The sequence below is a fragment of the Neobacillus sp. SRL179 genome (genome assembly GCF_984799095.1).
This window is the reverse complement of sequence record NZ_OZ481792.1, coordinates 2,670,234-2,692,986: the sequence shown is the minus strand read 5'-3', so window position 1 is coordinate 2,692,986 and position 22,753 is coordinate 2,670,234. Positions and strand designations below refer to the sequence as shown.

The 22,753-nt window shown below is 37.9% G+C and carries 25 protein-coding genes; 15 read left to right on the top strand and 10 right to left on the bottom strand.

What is annotated here, in order from left to right; genetic code table 11:
• Positions 1 to 77: 77 nt before the first annotated feature.
• On the bottom strand, positions 78 to 374 hold the full coding sequence (locus AC4E8C_RS13270) for a hypothetical protein (RefSeq protein WP_490207160.1): 297 nt from the start codon (positions 372 to 374) through the stop codon (positions 78 to 80).
• Positions 375 to 531: 157 nt separating this feature from the next.
• On the opposite strand from AC4E8C_RS13270, the gene AC4E8C_RS13265 reads away from it, so the two are divergent.
• The 3 genes from AC4E8C_RS13265 (at position 532) to AC4E8C_RS13255 (ending at position 2,051) form a co-directional block, all read left to right on the top strand.
• Positions 532 to 807 carry a DUF1292 domain-containing protein gene (locus AC4E8C_RS13265; protein ID WP_490207159.1) on the top strand — a complete coding sequence of 92 codons (276 nt, stop codon included), beginning with the start codon at positions 532 to 534 and terminating at the stop codon, positions 805 to 807.
• Between the two features lie 109 nt (positions 808 to 916).
• Entirely contained in the window at positions 917 to 1,165 is a 249-nt protein-coding gene (locus AC4E8C_RS13260) for a hypothetical protein (RefSeq protein WP_490207158.1), read from the top strand.
• A gap of 100 nt (positions 1,166 to 1,265) precedes the next feature.
• Positions 1,266 to 2,051, top strand: coding sequence for an alpha/beta fold hydrolase (locus AC4E8C_RS13255; protein ID WP_490207157.1), 786 nt, complete (start codon positions 1,266 to 1,268; stop codon positions 2,049 to 2,051).
• A 100-nt stretch (positions 2,052 to 2,151) separates the two neighbouring features.
• Here the strand turns inward: AC4E8C_RS13255 and AC4E8C_RS13250 are convergent, their stop codons facing one another.
• Entirely contained in the window at positions 2,152 to 2,502 is a 351-nt protein-coding gene (locus AC4E8C_RS13250) for a hypothetical protein (protein WP_490207156.1), read from the bottom strand.
• Between the two features lie 208 nt (positions 2,503 to 2,710).
• Here AC4E8C_RS13250 and AC4E8C_RS13245 point away from each other — a divergent pair, with 208 nt between their 5' ends.
• The 3 genes from AC4E8C_RS13245 (at position 2,711) to AC4E8C_RS13235 (ending at position 5,237) form a co-directional block, all read left to right on the top strand.
• On the top strand, positions 2,711 to 3,808 hold the full coding sequence (locus AC4E8C_RS13245) for a metallophosphoesterase (protein WP_490207155.1): 1,098 nt from the start codon (positions 2,711 to 2,713) through the stop codon (positions 3,806 to 3,808).
• Positions 3,809 to 3,940: 132 nt separating this feature from the next.
• Entirely contained in the window at positions 3,941 to 4,225 is a 285-nt protein-coding gene (locus AC4E8C_RS13240; RefSeq protein ID WP_490207154.1) for a DUF3219 family protein, read from the top strand.
• A gap of 16 nt (positions 4,226 to 4,241) precedes the next feature.
• Positions 4,242 to 5,237 (top strand): LLM class flavin-dependent oxidoreductase, encoded by a 996-nt coding sequence (locus AC4E8C_RS13235; protein WP_490207153.1) that lies wholly within the window; start codon positions 4,242 to 4,244, stop codon positions 5,235 to 5,237.
• A gap of 46 nt (positions 5,238 to 5,283) precedes the next feature.
• On the opposite strand, the gene AC4E8C_RS13230 is transcribed toward AC4E8C_RS13235, so the two are convergent.
• Positions 5,284 to 6,447, bottom strand: coding sequence for a glycosyl hydrolase family 18 protein (locus tag AC4E8C_RS13230; protein WP_490207152.1), 1,164 nt, complete (start codon positions 6,445 to 6,447; stop codon positions 5,284 to 5,286).
• Positions 6,448 to 6,647: 200 nt separating this feature from the next.
• On the opposite strand from AC4E8C_RS13230, the gene trhO reads away from it, so the two are divergent.
• The 7 genes from trhO (at position 6,648) to AC4E8C_RS13195 (ending at position 14,639) form a co-directional block, all read left to right on the top strand.
• Complete coding sequence (trhO, locus tag AC4E8C_RS13225; RefSeq protein WP_490212554.1) at positions 6,648 to 7,607, top strand: oxygen-dependent tRNA uridine(34) hydroxylase TrhO; 960 nt, start codon at positions 6,648 to 6,650, stop codon at positions 7,605 to 7,607.
• Positions 7,608 to 7,754: 147 nt separating this feature from the next.
• Positions 7,755 to 9,542: an oligoendopeptidase F gene (gene pepF, locus AC4E8C_RS13220; RefSeq protein WP_490207151.1), complete on the top strand. Its 1,788-nt coding sequence runs from the start codon at positions 7,755 to 7,757 to the stop codon at positions 9,540 to 9,542.
• 150 nt (positions 9,543 to 9,692) lie between these two features.
• Positions 9,693 to 10,607, top strand: coding sequence for a hypothetical protein (locus AC4E8C_RS13215; RefSeq protein ID WP_490207150.1), 915 nt, complete (start codon positions 9,693 to 9,695; stop codon positions 10,605 to 10,607).
• Positions 10,608 to 10,635: 28 nt separating this feature from the next.
• Positions 10,636 to 11,298: a DUF4129 domain-containing protein gene (locus AC4E8C_RS13210; protein ID WP_490207149.1), complete on the top strand. Its 663-nt coding sequence runs from the start codon at positions 10,636 to 10,638 to the stop codon at positions 11,296 to 11,298.
• A complete protein-coding gene (locus AC4E8C_RS13205; protein ID WP_490207148.1) occupies positions 11,295 to 12,401 on the top strand; it encodes a DUF4350 domain-containing protein in 1,107 nt (368 codons plus the stop codon). Before AC4E8C_RS13210 ends, AC4E8C_RS13205 begins: the two co-directional genes overlap by 4 nt.
• Positions 12,401 to 13,330 (top strand): AAA family ATPase, encoded by a 930-nt coding sequence (locus AC4E8C_RS13200; RefSeq protein WP_490212553.1) that lies wholly within the window; start codon positions 12,401 to 12,403, stop codon positions 13,328 to 13,330. Before AC4E8C_RS13205 ends, AC4E8C_RS13200 begins: the two co-directional genes overlap by 1 nt.
• 166 nt (positions 13,331 to 13,496) lie before the next feature.
• A complete protein-coding gene (locus tag AC4E8C_RS13195) occupies positions 13,497 to 14,639 on the top strand; it encodes a DUF58 domain-containing protein (RefSeq protein ID WP_490207147.1) in 1,143 nt (380 codons plus the stop codon).
• Here AC4E8C_RS13195 and AC4E8C_RS13190 read toward each other — a convergent pair.
• Positions 14,617 to 15,600: a stage II sporulation protein M gene (locus AC4E8C_RS13190; RefSeq protein WP_490207146.1), complete on the bottom strand. Its 984-nt coding sequence runs from the start codon at positions 15,598 to 15,600 to the stop codon at positions 14,617 to 14,619. The genes AC4E8C_RS13195 and AC4E8C_RS13190 overlap by 23 nt on opposite strands.
• Positions 15,601 to 15,719: 119 nt before the next feature.
• Here AC4E8C_RS13190 and AC4E8C_RS13185 point away from each other — a divergent pair, with 119 nt between their 5' ends.
• Positions 15,720 to 16,523, top strand: coding sequence for an RDD family protein (locus AC4E8C_RS13185; protein ID WP_490207145.1), 804 nt, complete (start codon positions 15,720 to 15,722; stop codon positions 16,521 to 16,523).
• A 75-nt stretch (positions 16,524 to 16,598) separates the two neighbouring features.
• On the opposite strand, the gene AC4E8C_RS13180 is transcribed toward AC4E8C_RS13185, so the two are convergent.
• The 5 genes from AC4E8C_RS13180 to AC4E8C_RS13160 all read right to left on the bottom strand — a co-directional run bounded on the left by AC4E8C_RS13180 (position 16,599) and on the right by AC4E8C_RS13160 (position 20,911).
• Positions 16,599 to 17,969, bottom strand: a complete 1,371-nt coding sequence (locus AC4E8C_RS13180) for an aldehyde dehydrogenase (RefSeq protein WP_490207144.1) — start codon at positions 17,967 to 17,969, stop codon at positions 16,599 to 16,601.
• A 27-nt stretch (positions 17,970 to 17,996) separates the two neighbouring features.
• A complete protein-coding gene (locus tag AC4E8C_RS13175) occupies positions 17,997 to 19,208 on the bottom strand; it encodes an iron-containing alcohol dehydrogenase (RefSeq protein ID WP_490207143.1) in 1,212 nt (403 codons plus the stop codon).
• Between the two features lie 220 nt (positions 19,209 to 19,428).
• Positions 19,429 to 20,100: an Lrp/AsnC family transcriptional regulator gene (locus AC4E8C_RS13170; protein ID WP_490207142.1), complete on the bottom strand. Its 672-nt coding sequence runs from the start codon at positions 20,098 to 20,100 to the stop codon at positions 19,429 to 19,431.
• A 165-nt stretch (positions 20,101 to 20,265) separates the two neighbouring features.
• Complete coding sequence (locus AC4E8C_RS13165; RefSeq protein ID WP_490207141.1) at positions 20,266 to 20,616, bottom strand: spore coat protein; 351 nt, start codon at positions 20,614 to 20,616, stop codon at positions 20,266 to 20,268.
• Positions 20,617 to 20,632: 16 nt separating this feature from the next.
• Positions 20,633 to 20,911, bottom strand: a complete 279-nt coding sequence (locus AC4E8C_RS13160; protein ID WP_490207140.1) for a ferritin-like domain-containing protein — start codon at positions 20,909 to 20,911, stop codon at positions 20,633 to 20,635.
• A 159-nt stretch (positions 20,912 to 21,070) separates the two neighbouring features.
• Here AC4E8C_RS13160 and xerS point away from each other — a divergent pair, with 159 nt between their 5' ends.
• Entirely contained in the window at positions 21,071 to 22,159 is a 1,089-nt protein-coding gene (xerS, locus tag AC4E8C_RS13155; protein ID WP_490207139.1) for a tyrosine recombinase XerS, read from the top strand.
• A 132-nt stretch (positions 22,160 to 22,291) separates the two neighbouring features.
• On the opposite strand, the gene AC4E8C_RS13150 is transcribed toward xerS, so the two are convergent.
• Positions 22,292 to 22,714, bottom strand: coding sequence for a PH domain-containing protein (locus AC4E8C_RS13150; protein WP_490207138.1), 423 nt, complete (start codon positions 22,712 to 22,714; stop codon positions 22,292 to 22,294).
• Between the last annotated feature and the right edge of the window lie 39 nt (positions 22,715 to 22,753).

The following is a 22,753-nucleotide window of genomic DNA, read 5'->3' as shown; positions in this document are numbered from 1 at the left end:
ACTACTTAATAGTTATCACTCGATAGGATAGGAGAAGAAAATGAAAAACTGCCCTTCCGAAAAAAAGGGCAGTTTTGTTATTTCATTTTACTGATTTCTTCAGTTACAACAAATGCAAGATCGTCATTTCCAAACAGTGATAGAACGCCTAGCAATGTTTCATGCGCAATTTCTCCGGCCTCTTTTTTAGGAACGGTTAAATCTATTGCTTCTTTTAGAGCAGGGTTAGCGGACTGGGCTGGATAAGCCTTTACATATATTTCTTCTGGATTAAGGTCGTGATTCACACACCACTGGGCAAAGACAAGGATCATCATTTTTTCTTCCCCTTGATAGTGTTGAATAATTTTTTCTTCTAACTCTTTTGAAACCATAACAAAACTCCTTTTTTCGTTTATAGGTTCATTATAAGGTATAATTCTAGAATAGAAAGCATGAAAAGTTTCAAACTACATAGGTGGAATTTGGATTGGACATGCATTTATGAGATACTGTTGGAAGGAAATCTTTATATGACAAGGAGTGTTTTCAATGAGCAAAATTGAAGTAGGCGAAATTTTTACCATTAGCGATGAGGGTACAGAAGAACAAGAGGTTGAAGTGTTAGGGGTTATGACAATTGACGGGGCAGACTATGTGGCTGTCGCATTTGCTGAAGACGTTAAACAGGAAACCGATGAGGATATTGATATTTTCTTTTTAAAGGTTGATGAAGATGGTGATTTTTCCGCAATTGAGAGCGATGAAGAATTCGATAAAGTTTCCACAGCGTTTGATGAAATGATGGATGAGGAAGAAGAAGAGTAATCATCAAAGGAGGGGTAAACCCTCCTTTTGTTCTTAATTGGAAAATTTATGTATGTATAATTTTGTTTTAGGAATACTAACATGGAGAATACCTACAAAGGAGATTACCATGTTAATTGAAGAAGGACTTAAGTATCAAATTTCGCAATCGATAAAAGGTTTTTTTAATTCTGCTGAAACGATGACGGTGAAAAGCTACAATGGAGTGACAGTTCAATTTACGCTTGGGGACAGCAAAGGTCATGGTTCGATGCCAGTAGAACATTTACAGTATTTATTGAAAAAGTCGAATTTAACACTAATTCCTAATAAAAGGTCTTTGTTAACTACCGATATGAATGAAGAACAAATTGGATAATAACCAAATTGCATTGCTTCGATAAGAGGTGATGCATTTTTATTACAAATGATTTAATCTTTTTATATAGGGTAGTTATTAAGTGAGGAGTGATGAAGGTATGGAAACGAATAATGTTGAACTAGCAAATGCTTCCATTGCATATGTTGATAAGGGAAAAGGCAAAACAATTGTCCTTCTCCACGGATTTTGTGGCAGTTCGAAATATTGGGAGGAAGTGATTCCCGCTTTGGCTGAACAATACCGAGTGATTGCCCCAGACCTCCCAGGCCACGGGGAATCCTCAACGATTAGGGAGCATTTTTCTATCACGGATATGGCTGACATAATGAAAGAACTTTTAGATGTATTAAAGATTGATAAAGCAACGATGTTCGGTCACTCTTTAGGCGGCTATATTACATTAGCCTTTGCGCAAAAATATCCTGACATGCTAGATGGGTTCTCACTTGTTCATTCCACGGCCTTTCCAGATTCAGATGAGGCAAAACAGGGTAGAAGTGCAAATATCGAAAAAATAAAGAAGGATGGGATTAAACCGTTCATTGAGGGATTAGTGCCAAAGCTTTTCTCCCCGGCACACCTGGAGAAAGACTATGTTAAAACAGCAATAGAGATTGGATATTTGACCCCGCCCGAAGGTGCGATGGGTACACTGGCTGCGATGAGAGATCGTCCAGATACGAATAGTGTTCTAGAAAACACTACGTTGCCTGTTCTTTTAATAGCAGGGGAAAATGATCAAATCATTCCGCCAGAAAAAACGTTTTCAGTTAGCAAAACTAATATTGAGCATGCTTTGGTTAAAGATGCTGGGCATATGAGTTTGGTTGAAAATGTTCCAGAACTTATTTCAGTGATGAAAAAATATCTTGGCCAAAAATAGATAGAAACTGTATTGACGATGAGAAAATAAGTGTTTTTTTATTTTTATATTAAAATAAAATTCCCAGCCGTTTATTGGATGGGAATTTTGTTTAATTTTATTACATTGGGTTATGACCCATGTATTGACCATTAATAAAAACGGCCATTTCTACAGTACCATCTTGGTTATAATATGGTACACCGATCATAATTGCGTCACCATAAGTATGATTGACGATTACTTCGATATTATTGACACCCTTCCAGCTGTATCCTTCATTCGTGACTAAAAGCTTGGATGCTTTAAATTCTGGACTACTAATCAAATTAGCGATGATTTTATTTTTTTCAGCACCTAAAACCGGTGAAGTGACACAGCCACAATCTGCTGCTTTGACCGTATTTCCTGTTGTCACAAATAGAGACAAAGCCACCAATACTCCACATAATAATGTTAAAATTTTCTTCATTCATTTCTCCTCCTTTTTTATGTCTCTTTGTTTCTTTCGCTCTTTTTCGACATTCTCCTTCAAAATGCTTGGAAAAATATTCGACAAATGGCAAAATTTATTACAAAATGGTGACAAACTGCCTATCTGTGTCCAATTAGTTGTCATTTTTTCATGAATAAAGTCTAATTAAGGTAAATCTTTTATAAAAGCTGCGGGGGTTTATACTGTGTGGTTCGTGATTGGGGTTATCTTATTATATAATTTGCTTTTATTTTACATCGGCTGGAATGGTTGGAAATGGATGAAAAGTATGTGGAATCCGAAACGAACCATTCAACTGTTTTATTGGCTTTTTCTGTTATTTTTTGCTTATTCGTTTATGCTGGGAAGACTTTTTGATGAAGATGTCATCATTACATGGGTTGGGGCGATTTGGTTAGGCTTCTTTTATTTCTTACTATTTTTGCTTCCAGTGAGTAATTTGGTTGTTTTTTTATCTAGATTTACACACCACGAAAAAAAAACTGTCATTAAATGGACCGGCTGGACGACAATCTGTATCATCCTATTACTGTTCGGTTACGGTGTCTTTAATGCCTATAGCCCTGTCATTAAAAATTATCAAATCACTATTCCAAAGCAAGTGGAGGGTAAACAAACCCTTACGATTGTCATGGCTTCAGATATGCATTTTGGTGTACTGTCTGGTGCAAAGCATGCCAAAAATCTTGTCGATCACATAAATGATCTCAAACCAGATTTGGTTCTGTTACCTGGAGATATCATTGATGACGATGTAGCACCTTTTCTTCAAAAAGGAATACCGAACATCTTAAAAGAAATCAAGGCTCCTGTTTATGGTTCGCTGGGGAATCATGATCGTGACGAACATGCTGATTTGTTAAAAACCTTTAACAATAGCGGCATGCGGTTATTAGCGGATGAGTCGATTGTGTTAGATAATGGGATCACCATAATTGGTAGAAAAGATCGAGGCTATCAAGATGTAGTTCGCGCTGAACTTCCAGACTTAATGAAGCAAGTCAATTTAGCAAAACCAGTTATACTGTTGGAACACCAGCCATATGACCTTGACATAGCTAAACAGAACGGTGTTGATTTAATGGTATCAGGTCATACGCACCGCGGCCAAATCGCTCCGATGAATTTCATTACCGCGAAAATTTATGAAAATGATTGGGGTTTTCTTAAAAAAGGGAACCTTCATTCCATTGTTTCATCAGGATATGGATTTTGGGGGACGCCGATTCGAATCGGAACCCGGTCAGAAATTGTGCAAATAAGAGTAACCTTCCAAAAATAAGATATCTCCGATGCAAGTACTCCTATCAACTTGAATCGGGGATTTTTTAATTTATACCTGAGTATCGGTGATTTGCTTGAGTTATTTTCGAGTGCTATGATTCTTGTATGTAAGATTGAAGGAGACGATATTTTGGTAACTGAAATTAGTTTAAACAATACTGCTATTAAAGTAGATCACTATGTAGAAGAAAAGGTTCACGAATTAAATAAAATCGCCATTAATTTCAAGGTAACAAGTGAAGATTACCATGATATCACTACATTACTTTATCAAGGTACTTTCGATGTAAAAGTTCCAGAAAGAGATCTAACCTTTAGGGGTACAATTCAAGAATATTCTACATCGATTACCAATTTATACGAAAAAAATCAGGTTGGGAACTTTAGAATCAGTTTCCTCGAGATAAAGAAATAAGAAAGCAGGTGGTTGTGTGAAATTAAGCATTTTAGACCAATCCCCGATTTCTGCAAATCAAACAGCGCAAGAGGCCTTAATGGCATCCATGAAGTTAGCACAAATAGGAGAATCCTTAGGATACAGTCGGTATTGGATTGCAGAACACCATGACTTGCCAGGTCTTGCTTGTCCAGCACCAGAGATTATGTTGAGTTATATCGGGGCAAATACCTCAAAAATTCGCATTGGCTCGGGTGCAGTTTTATTACCACATTATAAACCCTATAAAGTCGCAGAAGTCTATAATATGCTGGCAACCTTATTCCCCGGTCGGATCGATTTAGGGATTGGCCGTGCCCCAGGCGGTTCAGCTGAGGCGACAAATGCCTTATCCGAAAACTTTTTACAACAAGTGTGGAACATGCCTGCGTCTGTTACGGAACTACTTCATTTTTTAGAAAATGATTTTCCTACCGGCAATGAATTTGCAAACCTGACTGCATCACCACTTCCACCAGTTCCACCAGTGCCGTGGCTGCTTGGGACCAGTAAAAAAAGTGCTATACTGGCAGCAGAAAATGGGATTCCCTATGCGTTTGGCCAGTTTATGAGCGGAAATGACGGGGCAGAAATTATCCAACAGTATGTAAATGCATTTAAACCGAGAAAACCAAACCAGCACCCTGAAGTGATCGTCACTGTTTCTGTCATTTGTGCCGAAACGGATGAAAAGGCTGAAGAGTTGGCGTTAAGTACATTGATTTGGGCTTTGCAGCGAGCAAAAGGAGAAGGGAAAGGTGTTCCTTCTGTAGCAGAAGCAAAAAAATATAGTCCAAATGATAAAGAAGTGGATACACTAGAAAAAATGAAGCAAAATATGATTATTGGGAATCCCCAAAAGGTGATCCAAAAACTTAACGAAGTAAAAACAAAGTATCATGCAGACGAAATCATGATGGTGACCATTACCTACTCCCCAGAGGACAAAATCCAATCCTATCGGCTAATCGCCCAACAATTTTTTAAATAAAAAATCACAAGGCAATGCTCCCTTCAAGAGCGAACTGCCTTGTGATTTAATTTTTTTTTGCTGTATAGTATTTGACTGGAGAGTTATTCGATTCCTCCAACGTCTGAAAGATAGAACTTGTCAGGCTAAGTGGTCCTTGGGCATCCAAGCCGACTTCCCAAATCATCATCCCGCCAAAGTTGTGATCTAGTGCCAGTGTTGTTTTCTTTTTCATCGTATCAGCGCCATTATAATAGTAAGTTGTCCCATTCATGCTGACAATGTCTTTCGACGCATTCGCCGGGTTATTATTGATAATCGCTCCGTATGATACCTGCTTAATTTTTGGATCCTCCGGCTGGGCATAAAATGGAACACCTAATACTAGTTTATCTTTTGATAAATTATTTTTCTCAAATAAGCTTGTCCAATAGTTTACAATCTTTTCCGTAAAGGGATAAGGCGACAAGTTAGATGCATGATAACCGTCATCCCATTGACCATCATAGGCCATAATATTAACATGGTCGACATCCTGAAACATTGAGGGTTCATAGACAACAAAGCCAATTTCAGTTAAGGTAACGGCATGAATTTTGGAATAAACCGCTATAGATAATTCCTTCTTTTTAGGATGAAGCTGTCCACTTAATTCTTTCGCAAATGCGGCTAGATTTTCAGCATCTGCTTTTGAATGTGGATGTTCAAAGTCAATGTCAATTCCATCCAAGTGTTCTCTATCTGCGATACTAGTAAGCTCATGAACTAGCTTTGTTCTAGAAGTTGGATTAGATATAGCCGTCTTAAAATATTCATAGGATTCACCGCCATTTATGTGAAACCATCCTCCAACAGCTAACATCACTTTCGTATCATGTTCTTTTGCTTTCGCGACAGTGGTCCGTAAGTTCTTCAGAGCAGAATCACCGTTAAGTAAAATTCCTCCGTCCTTTGTCGGATGGGCAAATGAAAAGATCACATGGGTTAGTTTATCATAGTCAACCACATTCGGATCGCGGAAATCCTGTACATAACCAATGAGGACTTTTGATGAACCTTTTTCCACGTGTGGTATTTTCTTAGCTTGCGGTTTAAGAGCCGACTCGGGTGCTGGCTTTATTTGAATACGTTCTTTTTGTTGATGGTTAGTGGAGTATTCAACCCCTGTATATATTCCTCCAATGAAGATTAGGACCATTATCAGTCCAAAGAGGAGATTACGTTTTTTCATGGATGTGGTTCCTCCTAATTTTCTTCACTAGTAAAAATTGTAACAGAAATAACGAGGGAGAACGCATGGTAATATCAACCTGAGCAGCCTATATAAGCCTAAAACGGAGATTTATTTGAAAAGTATTGGTTATTTTTGATATAATCATAAGGTTAATGTTAAAAACAAGTATATTTTTAAAAAGTTTAAGGTGGTTAATGATGAATCAAGAATATAGAGTGTTACTGTATTATAAATATGTTCAAATAGAAAATCCGGAAGAATGTGCAAATGAACATCGTCAATTCTGTACCGATTTAGGTTTGAAAGGACGGATTATCATTGCCGCTGAGGGAATTAACGGTACAGTGTCAGGCACCATTGAACAAACTGATGCGTATATGAACTACATGAACGAGCATCCATTGTTTGCCGGTACCATTTTTAAAATAGATGAAGCCTCAGAACATGCTTTCAAAAAAATGAAGGTACGTTATAGAACAGAATTAGTAACGTTACGTTTGGAAGATGATATTGATCCAAATGTAGTTACAGGAAAACATTTAAAACCAAAGGAATTTTTTGCGGAAATGCAAAAAGAAGATACCGTGGTTATTGATGCTCGAAATGACTATGAATATGATCTAGGACATTTCAGAGGTGCAGTTCGCCCAGATATATTGAATTTCCGGGACTTGCCACAATGGATTAGAGATAATAAGCAGGAGTTTGAAGGTAAGAAGATTCTTACTTACTGTACAGGCGGAATCCGCTGTGAAAAATTCTCGGGCTGGCTATTACAAGAAGGCTTTGAAGATGTATCACAGCTGGATGGCGGAATTGTCACTTATGGTAAGGATCCTGAAGTTCAAGGGGATTTATGGGATGGACAGCTTTATGTATTTGATGAGCGGATTAGTGTCCCTGTGAATCATAAAGAACATGTTGTCGTTGGAAAAGATTACTTTACGGGTGAACCTTGTGAGCGCTATGTTAACTGTGCTAATCCTGAATGTAATAAAAAGATTCTTTGTTCTGAGGAAAATGAACACAAACATATGCGGAGCTGTTCGCATGAGTGTAGAGTTCATCCTAGGAACCGCTATATTGCAGAACATGGATTAAGTGAAGAAGAAGTAAAGGAAAGACTAGCTGCACTTGAAAATGAAGTCATTAAATAATTAGGATGAAGACAGATCAAAATATTGATCTGTCTTTTTTATGATTGGGAAGTTCTTAGGGGTTGTGGATAGGATTTTTTGAATATATTGATTATGATAGGAATAGCGAGTTACTTTCAAATACATAAAGATGAGAGGGGTTAATACATGACATCCTACACAAGCCGAACTGAAGTTCCAACTCAAGAAAAATGGAATTTAGCGGATATCTATTCTGAAATAAGTAAATGGGAAGAAGATTATCAGTTAATCGAAAAAATGGCAAAAAACCTGAGCGAGTTTGACGGTAAAATAGAAGATGGTAAAAGCTTGTATCAATATCTTCATCAAAGAGAGGAATTGTCATTTCACTTCAACAAAGTTTACGCCTATGCGATGTTAAAAGTTGATGAAAATACGAGGGAACCAGAGTCCCAATCATTTTTAGACCGCGCTAAACAGCTTAGTGTAAAAGTAAGTGCGGCGACCTCCTTTTTTATGCCTTATCTATTAGGGCTAGATGAAGATACATTAAAAGGATATATTACTGCAGAAAAAAAACTTGAGTACTTTGCTGAAGATTTATGGGATTCGTTCCGATACAAAACCCACGTCCTAAAGAAAGAGCAAGAAGAACTCTTATCCCAATTAGGGGAAGCACTTTCTGCCCCAGGACATACTTTTGGGATGATGAATAACGCAGATATTAAGTTTGGAGAGGTTACGGGGGAAAACGGTGAAAGTGTGGAGTTAACCAGAGGCATGTATTCCAAACTAATTGAACATGAAGACCGAGAAATTCGGCGAGAGGCCTATAAAGCCTATTATCAACCATATCTCCATTTGAAAAATTCAATCGCTTCGACTCTTGCAGCTGCAATCAAAAATAATGTAACACTTGCAAAAATTCGTCAGTATCCTTCAGCACTGGAAAAAGGATTATTCGGCGATCGGGTGCCGCGGGAGGTTTATGAGAATCTAATCAAAACAACAAAAGACCATATTGAACCACTCCACCGTTATACTCAGATTCGCAAGGAGAAATTAAAACTAGATGAAATTCGTCAGTATGATATGAGCGTCCCGCTCGTCAGCGGTGTTAAACAGGAAATACCTTTCGAGGAAGCTTATGTGACCATGCTTAAGGCGTTAGCACCTTTAGGAAAGGATTACATCGATATCCTTAAAGAATTTAAAGAGGCCCGTTATATTGATGTGCGGGAAACTCCGGGGAAGCGTTCTGGAGCTTATAATCTTGGCGTTTATGGTGTCCATCCTTTTATTCTTCTCAATCACCAAGATGATTTAGATAGTTTATTTACATTGGTTCATGAATGCGGCCACGGTGTTCACAGCAAGTTAAGTTCACAATACCAGCCGCAAATTACAGCTGGTTACAGTATCTTTGTTGCCGAGGTAGCTTCCACTGTTAATGAGGTACTGCTTATTAACTATTTATTAAACAATGAAAAAGATACTCAGGTACGAAATCACTTACTCAACCATTTTATCGATCAGTTCAAAGGAACTTTTTTCACGCAAGTCATGTTTGCTGAATTTGAGATGAAGACCCATGAAATGGCGGAAAAAGGTGTGCCATTAAATGTTGAGGTATTTAATCAAACCTATGAGAATTTATTCAGGGAATACAATGGTGATTTAGTCGTTTTTGATGAAGAGGTAAAATATGGATGGTCGCGAATTCCCCATTTTTATCGTCCTTTTTATGTATATAAGTATGCAACAGGGTTTGCTTCTGCCATCCATTTGGCAACAAGGATTTTAGAAGGAGACCAGGAAACATTACAGGCTTATTTGGAATTCTTAAAAAGCGGCAGTTCTGACTATCCACTCGAATTGTTAAAAAAGACCGGTGTCGATTTAACGACTCCCCTCCCTATTGAAAACTCTCTTAAACGATTTGCTGAGCTCGTAGAAGAGTTTTCAAAAATATAAGCATGTCTAAATAAAGTCAAATTTCTCAAACATAGGAATTTGGCTTTATTTTTTACATTTTTTTTACAAGATTCCGCCCCAAATATATCAGAATAATGTTAAAATTAGCGGTAATAATAACCATTTTTCACATTTTAGGGGGACTGTTCATTGGACACAAAGTTTAACAAGCCAAAAGGATTTGGAGAAATACTAGATCATACATTTAGTTTGAGTAAAAATCGGTTTAAGGAATTATTTATGATATTGATTATTTTTATGGGCCCAGTCTATTTAATTCAAGCGATAATCCAATTAGCGACAGGGACTAGCTTTTTAAGACAGGGCGGAAGCGGCGGTGCATGGTATGAGCAAATGCTCTCCGGCTTAGAGGAAAGCGGGACAATAGATACCGGTAATATGGGGGCAGACATTAGCATCATCGTGATTAGTTTAATTGGTGGTCTTTTATTTCCAGTGGCCGAAGCAGCCATTCTTTTTATGTTGAATCACTTACGTAATGATGAAGAATTTACAGTTAGCTCGGTCATTAAGCAAGCATTTTCCCGTTTTTGGCCAATCCTTGGCAGCAACATATTATTTGGACTAATTTGCCTAGGCATCTTTTTAGTGCCACTTGGGATTGCCATTGGTTTAGGTATAGGTGTCAGCATGTCTATTCATCCAGTAGTAGGCGTTTTGTTAGGGATCTTGGTGTTTCTTGCTTTTGCGCTTGGATTAGGACTATTAATTACGCGCTGGAGTTTTTATTTTGGCTCAGTCGTTTTAGACAAACAATCACCTGGATTTACAAGAAGCTGGAGACTTTCAAAAAAACGGACGTGGGTCTTGTTTGGTCTATATATCGTCTTTTATTTAATCATTTCTAGTATAAGCTTTGCCATACAATTAACTTTTGGGGCACTTCTAGGAAACAGTGTTTTGTTAACCTTGATTTCTAATATGGTTTCACTGTTTACCACCATGATTTTCTCAGTCGGCTACGGAGTTATGTATCTCGATTTAAAAACAAGACATGATGCCGAGGATCTAAAAGATATGATAGAAGATTATAAAACTATTTAATAAATACCCTAGTAGTTAGGTGATGATTATGGTTGATGCAAACAAGGCACGAGAGAAAGTAGAAAATATTTTAAATTCACCAGATTACCAAGTGTATCGCAACCAATCAAAGGGGCTAATTCAAACTTGGTGGGATAAAGCCAAAGAATGGCTCGCTTCTCAGTTGGAAAAATTGTTTCCAACGTTTGGATCAGCAAAAGGGACCTCTGAAGTCATTTTAATAGCGATCATTGTCATTGTTGTTATTCTCTTATTATTATCTGCTTTCTTCCTAATCCGAAAGTTGAAACGTAATGCTGTCCTAAGGAAGAAAAAACCGCTGCAATCATTGAAAGAACGTAATTGGTCATTTCAAAGACATCTTGAGGAGGCGAAGAAACTGGAATTGGCTGAAGACTATTCAGCTGCAACCCGACACCTTTTCTTAGCTTTACTCCTTTCCTTCCATGAAAGAGGCTGGCTGGAGGCTAAAATATGGAAGACAAATTGGGAGTATTATGACGAACTAAAGACTGTGAACAAACAATGTGCAGTGGAATTTTATGATTTTGCTTCGTTTTTTGATGCGGTGACATATGGAGAGACTATCGTACAGAAAGAAGATTACTTTCAGTTTCAAATTGGTGTAATCAAATGGCTCGAAGAAGCGGATCAATTATTAGAACGTAATGGAGGGATAGTCGGAACATGAAATTATTTAAAACATGGGCAGGACTAGTCCTCCTGTTATTCTTTTTTATAGCTGTTAGTTACTTCAGTTTTTCACCAACACCGAAAGCCTATCCAAGTTATGTGACGGGGTCTCCTGCACCTACTGGGATTAAAGCTATTTATACATATTTATATAAAGAAATGAGTGCTACCGTTTGGTCAAGGTCGCCTGAATTGCTTCCTGCAGGAGGAGAGAAAAAACTCCTGATCATGGTTGAGCCCTCCATAAAAATGAGTAGGGAGGAAATGCATAAGTATGTCTCCTTTATGGAAAAAGGAAACACGATTTTATTACTAAAAGACAACCCCAAAGGGATGTTTGCGATAAAAACAGAATCAACTAAGAACTTTACCTCCACCAATATCTATGATCAAGATTTTAAAGCGATAAAGTCTCTCGTTAGCAGTCATTATCGATTAAAGTCGACGAAACAGGACAAAATCCTTCTCCATGATCATTTAGGTGCCATCGCACTAACGCGTTCTTTTGGCAGTGGACAATTGATTGTATCGGTCACGCCTGAATGGATGACGAATGAACAAATTCTAAAGTTGGATCATTTACCACAAATTCTTCATTTTATAAACGAAGGAAAAACAAATTCAATTATGTTTGATGAATATATACACGGTGAACAAAGTACTTCCTTGTTTATCATTTATCCAAAATGGTTTTTACTGCTATTGTTACAAGGGATTCTCTTAACCATATTTTGGCTTTGGTTTAAGGGAAAGCGGTTTGGGCCTATCTACACCCTGAGGGAAGAATCAGTTCGCTTTAGTGATGAGGGCATACATGCGCTTGCTGCATGGTATTTAAGGGGTAAACGGTATCATGATTCACTAATAATCCAAGCAGATTATGTCAAGCTGTTACTCCAAGAACGCTGGCAGATTCCCTACAACAAAGAATGGAAGGAGCTTGCTAGTTATTTAGAAAGAAAATCCGTACGAATACCTGCTCGTGAGATTCCTCCATTTCTAAGTGGCTTAGTTTCTATTCTAGAAAAAGAAAACATCAATAAACAAGAATATTTATTATGGTCAAGAAAACTTGACGAATTACGAAAAGAGGCTGAATGATGAAAACAGAATTAACATCGTTTTTAGAAAAATATGAGGAGCGTATTTTAGGACAAAGCCAAAATCTACGACTCTTATTATCTGCCATTTTAGCAGGGGGACATGTCTTGCTTGAAGGTGTCCCAGGCACTGGAAAAACGCAGATGGTCCGGACGCTTGCTGGTCTCCTTGGCGGCACGTTTAACCGCATTCAATTTACTCCAGACTTATTGCCAAGTGATATTACAGGAAGCACGATTTACAATATGAAAGAGAGTACGTTTCAAACATTAAAGGGTCCCATTTTTACTAATATTCTTTTAGCAGATGAAATTAACCGAACACCTGCCAAAACACAAGCTGCACTATTAGAGGCGATGGAAGAAAAGCAAGTCACGATACAAGGAGAAACCTTTCCATTACCAGAGGTGTTTTTTGTGGTGGCTACACAAAATCCTATTGAATTTGAAGGAACCTATCCACTGCCAGAAGCACAGCAAGATCGCTTTTTATTTAAGCTAACTATTGACTTCCCTTCGTTTGAGGAAGAAAAAAATGTTTTAAAATTAGTGATCGAGAATAGTTTTGAAGAAAATCCACTCTCAGCTATTTTAGAAATAGAATCTTTTTTAAGGATTAGAAAAGAAATTGAAAAAGTGACTGTAAGCGAGAATATTTTGGATTACATCCTGCAAATTGCCAGGAAAACTCGTGATACGGAAGCGATTCGCTTTGGTGCCAGTACCCGTGCAGGGATTTCAATTGGAAAGGCAGCACAGGCATGGGCCTACCTTGCTGGGAGAGATTACGTAACGCCAGACGATATTAAAATCGTCGCCAAACCTGCATTAAGACACCGTATTCAGTTATCCCCGCATATAGAATTGGAGGGAGCAACCGTTGACCAAATCATTGAAGAACTTGTGGGGTCGGTTCCTGTTCCAAGATAGAGGAGTCTTACCAACCAAACGATTTTTGTTACTTTTTAGTATCTTTTCATTGGTTTTATTGATTGGAACATTCTATGGTATTAATTGGGCTAATCTTATTACTATAAACATTTTCGTATTTTTTATAAGTTTAATAGATTTACTTTTTTCACCGAAGAAGCGACAGATGACCTTTCAACGGACAATTGCCGAAGAATTCGAACGGGGCATTTCCTATCCAGTTCAGATTGAAGTGGAAAATACCTCGCCCTATGCTTTTTCCTATCGGATCATGGATGGGTTACCTCAGACATTCGACAGGCCGTTTCCACTGATTGGGAAAGCCCCTAAAAAGTCAACTATTGAAATTACCTATGATACGACTGCACATGAAAGAGGAAAGTATGATATTGAAAAACTATATGTTCGCTATTCCAGTCTTTTTGGTTTATGGGAGAAGCAAACAACCATAAACATAAAAGCAGCGGTAAAAGTGATTCCTGATTTAACTGAAACCAAGCAGTACTTGGAAAATGCGCAGCAATTTTTACAATATGAGGGCTTAAAGATACGAAAGCAGCGGAGCGGTGTTGGCGAGTTTTCAAAGATACGGAGTTATGTGGTTGGCGATGATCCGCGAAAAATCAACTGGCGGCAAACAGCAAAACTGCAGGAAGTAATGACCAATGAATACGAACCAGAGCATGGAAAATATATCACCATTTTAATAGATTGCGGCAGGATGATGGGAGCAGAATTGAAAAAAGGGAATCGTTTAGAACGGTCATTAGAAGCGGCCCTCACGGTGACTGCAGCAGCTCTCCAGAAAGGTGATTATGTTTCGGTTCTCGCTTTTTCAAGGGATATTAAAGTATTTGTTCCTCCCGCTAAAGGAATGGCGCATTTACAAATAATCCTGCACGCTATCTATAATATGAAAGTGGATAGTGCCGAATCCAATTATGCAGCAGTCCTGCAATACCTTGAATCAGTCCAAAAGAAGCGGAGCTTACTCCTGTTGTTTAGTGACGTACGAACCTTTCTACATGAGGGAACGGCTTTAGCCTACTTAAAAAGGCTTCGTAAGCGTCATTTGTTTTTCATGATAGGGGTAGAGGATCAGACGCTTTCAAATCGAATAGTCATGGCCCCAGAAACTGTACAAGCAGCGATGGTGAAAAGTATTGCTCAGCAGCAGATCCTGATTAAGAAGCGTGAAAAAATCAAATGGGAAAAACAAGGCCTCCCCATGATAGAGGCCAGTGAGGAGAAACTAGCAGTAACCGCAATCTCACATTATATCGCTATTATGAATCAAAACCTTTTATAGTAGATGCTTTAGTTAATTTAAGTTTTCCAACTATAACATAAAGGATTAAACCAATCACGGTTAAAAGAGCAACGATGTATTTAGATTCTAAAGAAATTTTTGCAGGGGTGATAAAGCCTTCAATGATACCTGCAATGACAAACAATGGAATGGTTCCAAGCAGGAGCTGGACGGAACGCTTCGCTTGCTGCTTTAATTGAAATCCCCTGCTATATTGTCCTGGGACAAAGAGCTTATAGCCCATTAACAGACCCGCACCACCAGCAATAAAAATGGCTGTTAGCTCAATCATTCCATGTGGGACGATAAAAGCCCAAAAGTCGTAGGATCTGCCATAATTCCAGAAATGTGCGGCTAAGGCGCCAATGATGATTCCGTTGTACACTAGCAAATAAACTGTCACAAGCCCAAATGTAATTCCTCCGGCAAAGGCAAAGATAGCCACCTTAATATTGTTGGTCATAATACTCGCTGACATGAGGGAGGAATCCACTGCACCAGCCCCTTGGCCTAATTTGTTTGGATCAACCACACCACGGGCAATTTCAGCTGGGAGAATAGAATAAAGATGCAGGGGGTTATGGGCGACCGAGATAAAGCTCCCAATTGCACCAATCATAAAGAGAAGCATCGCAAATGCAACAAACTTCCATTGCTCGATTAATAAGCCAACAAATTTCGTACTAATGAAATAGCGAATTTGTTTGAAACTTGACACTTGATCTTTATATAAAAGATTATGAGATTTAGAAACAAGTCCATTTAAGTATTGGGTAACTTCATCAGTTGGGAAGTAGGTTTGACTGTAAGAGAGATTCTGTGCAGCCTTTTGATAGAGATGATGGTATTGAGTTATTTTTTCACCAGTAATCCTATTGCTTCGTTTGTTCAATGTGGTGACTAATTGTTCGAGTTGTTTCCACTCTTCACGATTGTTTTTGATGAATTGCTTTACATTCATTTTGACACCTTCTTTAAGGAGAGTATGTATAGATGTACTTTATTCTCCTAATTATAGTAATTTTGTAGAAAAATAGAAACAACAATAGAAAAAATCAACAAGATAATGGGGGAAAGCTCATGTATGATGACCAATTGGATATTAAAACACCCGAGTACGTTTCCATTCAGTTTCAGATTGCTGGTCTAGGAAGTAGAGCTGCCGCGTTTTTAATCGACCAGTTACTGCTCTGGACCGTAAATATTCTCACCATAATCGTGCTCTTGTTCCTATACAATGGTATGGATTCATTACCCATCTTTTTAATGGATAGTTCCATTCCGTTAGCTGTTACGATTATTCTTCTGTTTATTATTAATTGGGGTTATTTCTTTGTGTTTGAATTTTTTTCGGGAGGACGGACCATTGGTAAGAAGGCCGTGGGGATTCGGGTCATTCAGGAAAATGGTCATAGCATTACATTACTTGCTAGCTTCATCCGCAATCTGATCCGTCTGATTGATTCTTTACCAACTGTCTATTTAGTCGGTATGCTGATGATCTTTTTCCATTCCAAACACAAACGGTTAGGTGACCTTGTTGCCGGTACGATCGTGGTCCACGAGCGGAAAGCCAAACGAAAAAAGAAACTTACTCCAATTGAAAAAGAAATAAACAATCGAGGGCTATCTAAAGTTGACCTTACTATTGATGAATGGACATTAAAATCATTTGGCGTGAAGGATTGGAAAATTATCAGTACATATGCCAGCCGTTTTCATCAATTACCGCTAGATGAACGAAACCAACTAACCAAACAGATTGCGAATCTATTGCTAATTAAATTAGGGTTGACAGTGGAAGGCGAAAACGAAATGGATTTAGAAAATAAACTGCTTGTCCTTTACTTAATCTTACGGGAGGACTGGGAGTTTGAACTTTAAAGGGTTTTCTCTTTCATGCAGAAAAAATCGGTGATAAAAAAAGGTTAACCAGCTGGTTAACCTTTTTTCGTTGCCTTACTTCATAAACAGTTTAATTTTTTGCAGACCATTCTTAACATTTGGATAGCGAAACGGTATATCAAATAGGGTGGTTTGTTTAAGAACACTTTTACTATGTGAAAAAGTATCAAAATTCCCTTTCCCATGATAGGCACCGATCCCACTATTTCCGACTCCTCCAAAGGGAAGGTAGGGGGAGACAAAGTGATAAACGGTATCATTTACGCAGCCGCCGCCAAAAGATATGCTATTTAAAACTTCCTGTTGAATGGAAGTATTTTCTGTAAAAATATAAAGAGCAAGCGGCTTTGGATGACGATGAATGCCTTCAATCACTTCTGGTATATTTTCATATTCAAGGACAGGAAGGATTGGTCCAAAGATTTCATCCTGCATGATCGGATCTTCCCAGTTGATATCGGTGAGAACTGTCGGCTCAATCATTAGTTTATCTCTACTTATATTCCCGCCCATAAAACGTACCCCATTATCTAAAAAGGAGGTTAGGCGATCGAAATGTCTTTCACTAACGATTCGTGTATAGTTTGGATTGCTTAACGGCTGCTGCCGGTATAATTCGCTTGTTGTTTCCTTAAATTGCTGGAGGAATTGGTCCTTAATACTGGCATGAAGATACAAATAGTCCGGAGCAATACAGGTTTGTCCTGCATTAGTAAATTTCCCCCAGGCAATCCGTTTGGCTGCCAGTTTGATATTCGCGTCTTTATGGACGATACAAGGGCTTTTTCCTCCCAATTCTAACGTAACTGGGGTGAGATTTTTAGCTGCTGCTTCCATAATGATTTTTCCAACTGGAACACTCCCCGTAAAGAAGATATAATCAAATTTTTCATGGAGCAATGCTTGACTCGTATCTACACCACCTTGAACAACGGAAATATACTCTTCAGGAAATAGTTCACTGATGAGTTCCCCTAATAGGTCTGATGTAATCGGTGTTAACTCAGAAGGCTTGATGACTGCACAATTTCCTGCTGCAATTGCTCCGATTAAGGGAGCAACTGCTAATTGAAACGGATAATTCCACGGAGCAATAATTAAGGTTACACCATATGGTTCCGAATAAATATAGCTTTTTGAACCAATATGGGTAACCGGTGTTTTCACCTTTTTCGGTTTAACCCATGAACGTAAATGTTTAATGGTAAAGCGTAATTCTTCAAGGACAAAGCCAATTTCGGATGTATAGGCATCAAATTCTGATTTATTTAAGTCAGCCTTTAGGGCATCCATTAATCTTTTTTCATTCGTTTTAATGGCTGACCGAAGCTTTTGGAGTGCCTCAAGACGGTAATCAATATCTTTCGTTATGTCTGTTCGGAAAAATGTTTTTTGTTTGGTCAAGAGGGAATGGTAAGATTCCATTTGATCAGCCACCTTTTATATGAATGATTAGGCATATTCTTCTTCTTTTATTTGTCGATATAGATGGAATATGTCCTCTTTAAAGAGAATTCTCGGAACGGGATAGAGGGGATTTGCTTCCTGCAATGCACGTTCGACCATTACCGGAATGTCACTTTCATTTATTCCACTTACCTTTTTGGGAATGTCCATTTTCTCATTGAGGATTTTAATCGCATCTATAAATTTGACTGCCTTTTGTTCAATTGTATCAGATTGCACGCCAATTCCTACTAAATCAGCGAGTTCTGCTAAGGGCTGATGGACTGAATCGCCATAATACTCCAGGACATACGGTAAAATGATCGCATTTGCCAGTCCATGGGGTACTGAATAAAATCCTCCTAAGGTATGGGCAATCGCATGAACATAACCTACATATGCCCGAGTAAATGCCATTCCAGCTAAGTAAGCCGCCTTTTGCATATTCGAACGGGCCGTCAGGTTTGTTGGATTTGAATAGGCTTCATAAAGATTTTCAAAAATTAATCTTACTGCATCTAAGCTATATTTTTTGGTATCTTTTGTATTACTTCGGCCAATATAGGCTTCTACGGCATGTGTCAAAGCGTCAATGCCAGTGGCCGCCGTAATATGTGGAGGGAGTTTTACGGTAAGTAAAGGATCTAGAACGGCAAAATGTGGAATGAGTGATGTATCCATGATTGCATATTTTTCATGTGTGCTGCTATTAGAGACAACTGCTGCAAGTGTTGCTTCACTACCTGTTCCTGCTGTTGTAGGGATGGCAAACATGGGAGGAAGCTTCTTCAACACCTTCAATACACCTTTCATCTGAGCCAAGCTTTTGTTTGGGCGTGCCACGCGTGCACCGACGCCTTTCGCACAATCCATAGGGGAGCCGCCGCCAAAAGCCACAATTCCCTGACACTTGTTAGTGGAATACATGTCTAAGGCCTCTTCAATATTATCAATAGTTGGATTAGGAACGGTTTTGTCGTATAAACAATAGTTAATTCCTTCCGCTCGCAAGTCTTCGAGAAATTCATCCATTAAACCCACAGAAACAATTCCTTGGTCCGTTACGATTAAAACGCTTTCAATTTCTTGCTTTTTAATAAGTTTAGCTAGTTCTCTTAAACTATTTTCACCCTCAAGTAACTGTGGTTCTCTCCAGGGCATAAGATAGGAGGCAGTCCTCATGACTCCTTGAAAAGACCTGCAATACATTTTATACATACCATTACCTCGCTCCATAAAATTTTACTTTACCTTTCATAGTAGTCTACGAAGTAAACATTTCACTTTCTTTATACCCAAAAGACCCAAAAAGGGGGGAGGGATACCCAAAAAACCAAAAAAATAAAAAGGTATACAACTTTTATAACGTATTTAATAAAAAAATGTCAAGTGATTCTTTTGAATATAATTAAAATTCTGAAAACTAGTTTTATATTTTTTAGCTTTTTTTAATAAACGAAATTAATAGTTGCAATTCCTCTGAGTTAAGTTGATTAGCATTATTAAAGAATTGTTGGACCAATTTGACCATTTCAGGACTTAATTCATTTCCAACAGACTGAATAATCATTCCTACCACAGCACCGACAAATACAGTAAGCTGCACGTTATACTCCTGTGAAGCGTTCAACAAATTGATCGTTAGGTCCTTCACGGGTTTTCCATTACTATTTAGGTATAAAAGGAGAATGCAAAGGAAGTAGGCACAAAATTCCAGCTTAACATCAACCATTTTCATTATGTTTAATACTTCATTTATTGCATCAATTAAAGGGAGGTTTTGTTGATTTTCAAGCACCTTGGTTACTTCAGTTAAAATAATATCCCATTCCTGAAAATCGACGATTTGTCGCCTTTCTTTTTTAAACACATCATCTGCCAATTCTGTAGGGGAGAACACGACCATAGAACGCCCTGTTTCATTTTCATTTGTCGAATAGGTTCTTTTTAATAGCCCTTGACTTTCTAATGTCTTCAACACATCATATGCCGTCCATTTACTAACACCAATCGCCTCAGCAACTTCCGAATAATGAACGGGGAGGTTTGTAGATTGATATTGACGATATAGTTGATCCAAAAATTCACGTCTTCGGTTGGTTAAGGTCATGCTAAAGGTCACCTCACATGGTTTTGAAGTAGTCATTATGGCATATAAATCATTTTTATGTTTTTAATACTACCATATTGAATAAATAATTAATATTCATACAAATAAATTGGGTGAGGGGGGAGGTAAAAAAGAAATGCCTAGCTTTGCAACTAGGCATAATCTTTAATAAGGAAATTGAGAAGAATAGTTGTTAAATTGCTGATAGGCTTGATCGATTTTTTGTTGTTCTTCAGCTTCAAGTTTATACCAACCATGTTGAAACATTAAATTATATAACTCACGGCAGCTTTGGTGGGTTTCATTTAAAATTTGGACTAAGTCAATATGCAGCTTGTCGTGACTTGCTTCACGAACTGCGATATTTAGACTGTCGGTTAGATATTTGCAGGTACTAAGACCATCGTTAACGTAGTCACGGTCATTCATCTCCGGACCTTTAACCTTTGGTAATTCACCCGTTTGTGGATTGGCAATTTGATTCTTATTTTGTCCTTGTGATTGTTGATTTGGCATAACGTAACCTCCGAATCTATTGTTGTGATTGCTGTGATTGAGTATTAGGCAGGCTCGCTAATGCAGCATTATTATCTACCTGCAGGTGTGTCAGCAGTCTTTGAAAATGATTTTGATGCATTTGCCCAGCTTTATCGAGTGCTTGTTTAAATTCAGGATTATTTACCTGCTGCGCCATAGAGTGAAATTTCTTAAATGCTAAAAGTTCCCATGATAAGGCATCTTTAATATACATGATATCCTTTGTAGTAATAGCCCGTGGCGGGAAGGGAATAGGTGCTTGATTATTTGGCATAAAAAATCTCCTTTACCTTATATGTTTACAATTATAGAATTAACCATTGGGATTTTTTTATGCTATGTAACCCATTGTGATAATAAAAATATAAACTGCGTAAAATATAAATTTGACGCAGTTTATGCTATGAAGTAAAATATAGACGGAGGTGTTAATATGGTCAATCAGGCAAAAAATGCCAATTTCAAAAAACTTCAAGCCTTGCTTCGGGAATTGCCCTGGTATGTTGAAGAATACATAAACCATAAATTACGAAATCTTTCGACCGCATCCCTGTTTAATTACTGCCATGATTACAAAATCTTTTTTAATTGGATGCTTAGTGAAGGCTTATGTGAAGGAAAAATTGAGGATATTCCGTTAGATCGACTGGAACAACTGACTGTTATGGAAATTGACGGATTTCTTAACTTTCTGCACTACCAATTAAATAATAAAGAATTGACCGTAAATCGTAAATTATCGGCATTAAAATCCTTGTTCAACTATCTTCAAAATATTGCTGAGACATCGGATTTAAAACCTTATATTAATCGGAATATCATGGCGAAAATTGATTTTAATGAGGTTAAAGATAATATGGAAACGAAAGCTACGAAAATGGAAGGAAAGATTCTGCTGGGTGATGAATACGAGAAATTCCGCTTATTTATTGCCAATGATTACGGCGAATTGGTCAAGGAAAACAAGAGATTATCCCACTTTTACCAATTAAATAAAGAGCGTGACACTGCCATTGTGTCGTTGATACTAGGGTCTGGACTTCGCCTTTCAGAGCTAGTCGGAATTGATTTGGATGATATTGATTATAGCAAGTATTGTGTACGAGTGATCCGCAAAGGAAATAAAGAACAATTCGTTTATTTTAGTCAAGTGGCTATGGCTGACCTCCAAGAGTATTTAGCAGTCAGAACTGCCAAATACAGCGTGGATAAAAATGAAAAGGCATTATTTGTTAGTGGACCAACGGGTCCGAAAGTTAAATCACGAAGATTAAAAGGTAGAGCTGTTGAAAATTTGATTGAAAAATATGCAACGGCATTTGGTAAACCAGCGTTATCGGTACATAAGCTGCGGCATTCCTTTGCTACAAGATACCATGCCGAAATCAATGATGTACCTAAATTAAGAAGGCAATTGGGTCATTCTTCGATTCAAACAACAATGATTTATACGCACATCAAGAATGATGATTTGAAGATTGCTGTTGATCGAATGGATATGCCAAAGGAACAAATGGAATAATTATAAAGGCTGCCACTTTTGTGGCTGCTTTCTTTTTTAATTATTTAGTTTACATAATATTAATTATGTTAACATAAATTCAAAATATCTCAATATCCAAGTATACTTAAGATAATGAGACAAAATAAAAAATTAAAGTTTTATTTCTATTCTTGGATTTATTTTTTGTAATTCATGACAAAATTTTTCCTCATTTTTCGGTGAAATTAATATGAATCCCCATCTGTCATATCGTACTTCTAATCGTTTTAGTGACAGTGCCGGGCTTGATAACGGATTTCGGGATGTGTGGATACTTTGTATGGTCATAATCTCAAACTTCCAGCGGAACGGTCCACCGACGATTCTTAATTGATTCCCAGTAATTTCATAGTAAGTACCAAACCAAAGCCATACGATAAGAGCAATAGTCAACACTTCAATGATCACTGCCGTAAGCATCTCCCCCTTCCCTTCTGGCCCGCCAGGAAAAAAATGAAACGCTCCGATTAAGAATACAACCGTTCCCCATATGAGTACACCGGTGATGAGCCCTTTTTTGGAATAAAATCGCACTCTATCCTCTCCTCCCCATAATTATGGTTAATTTATATA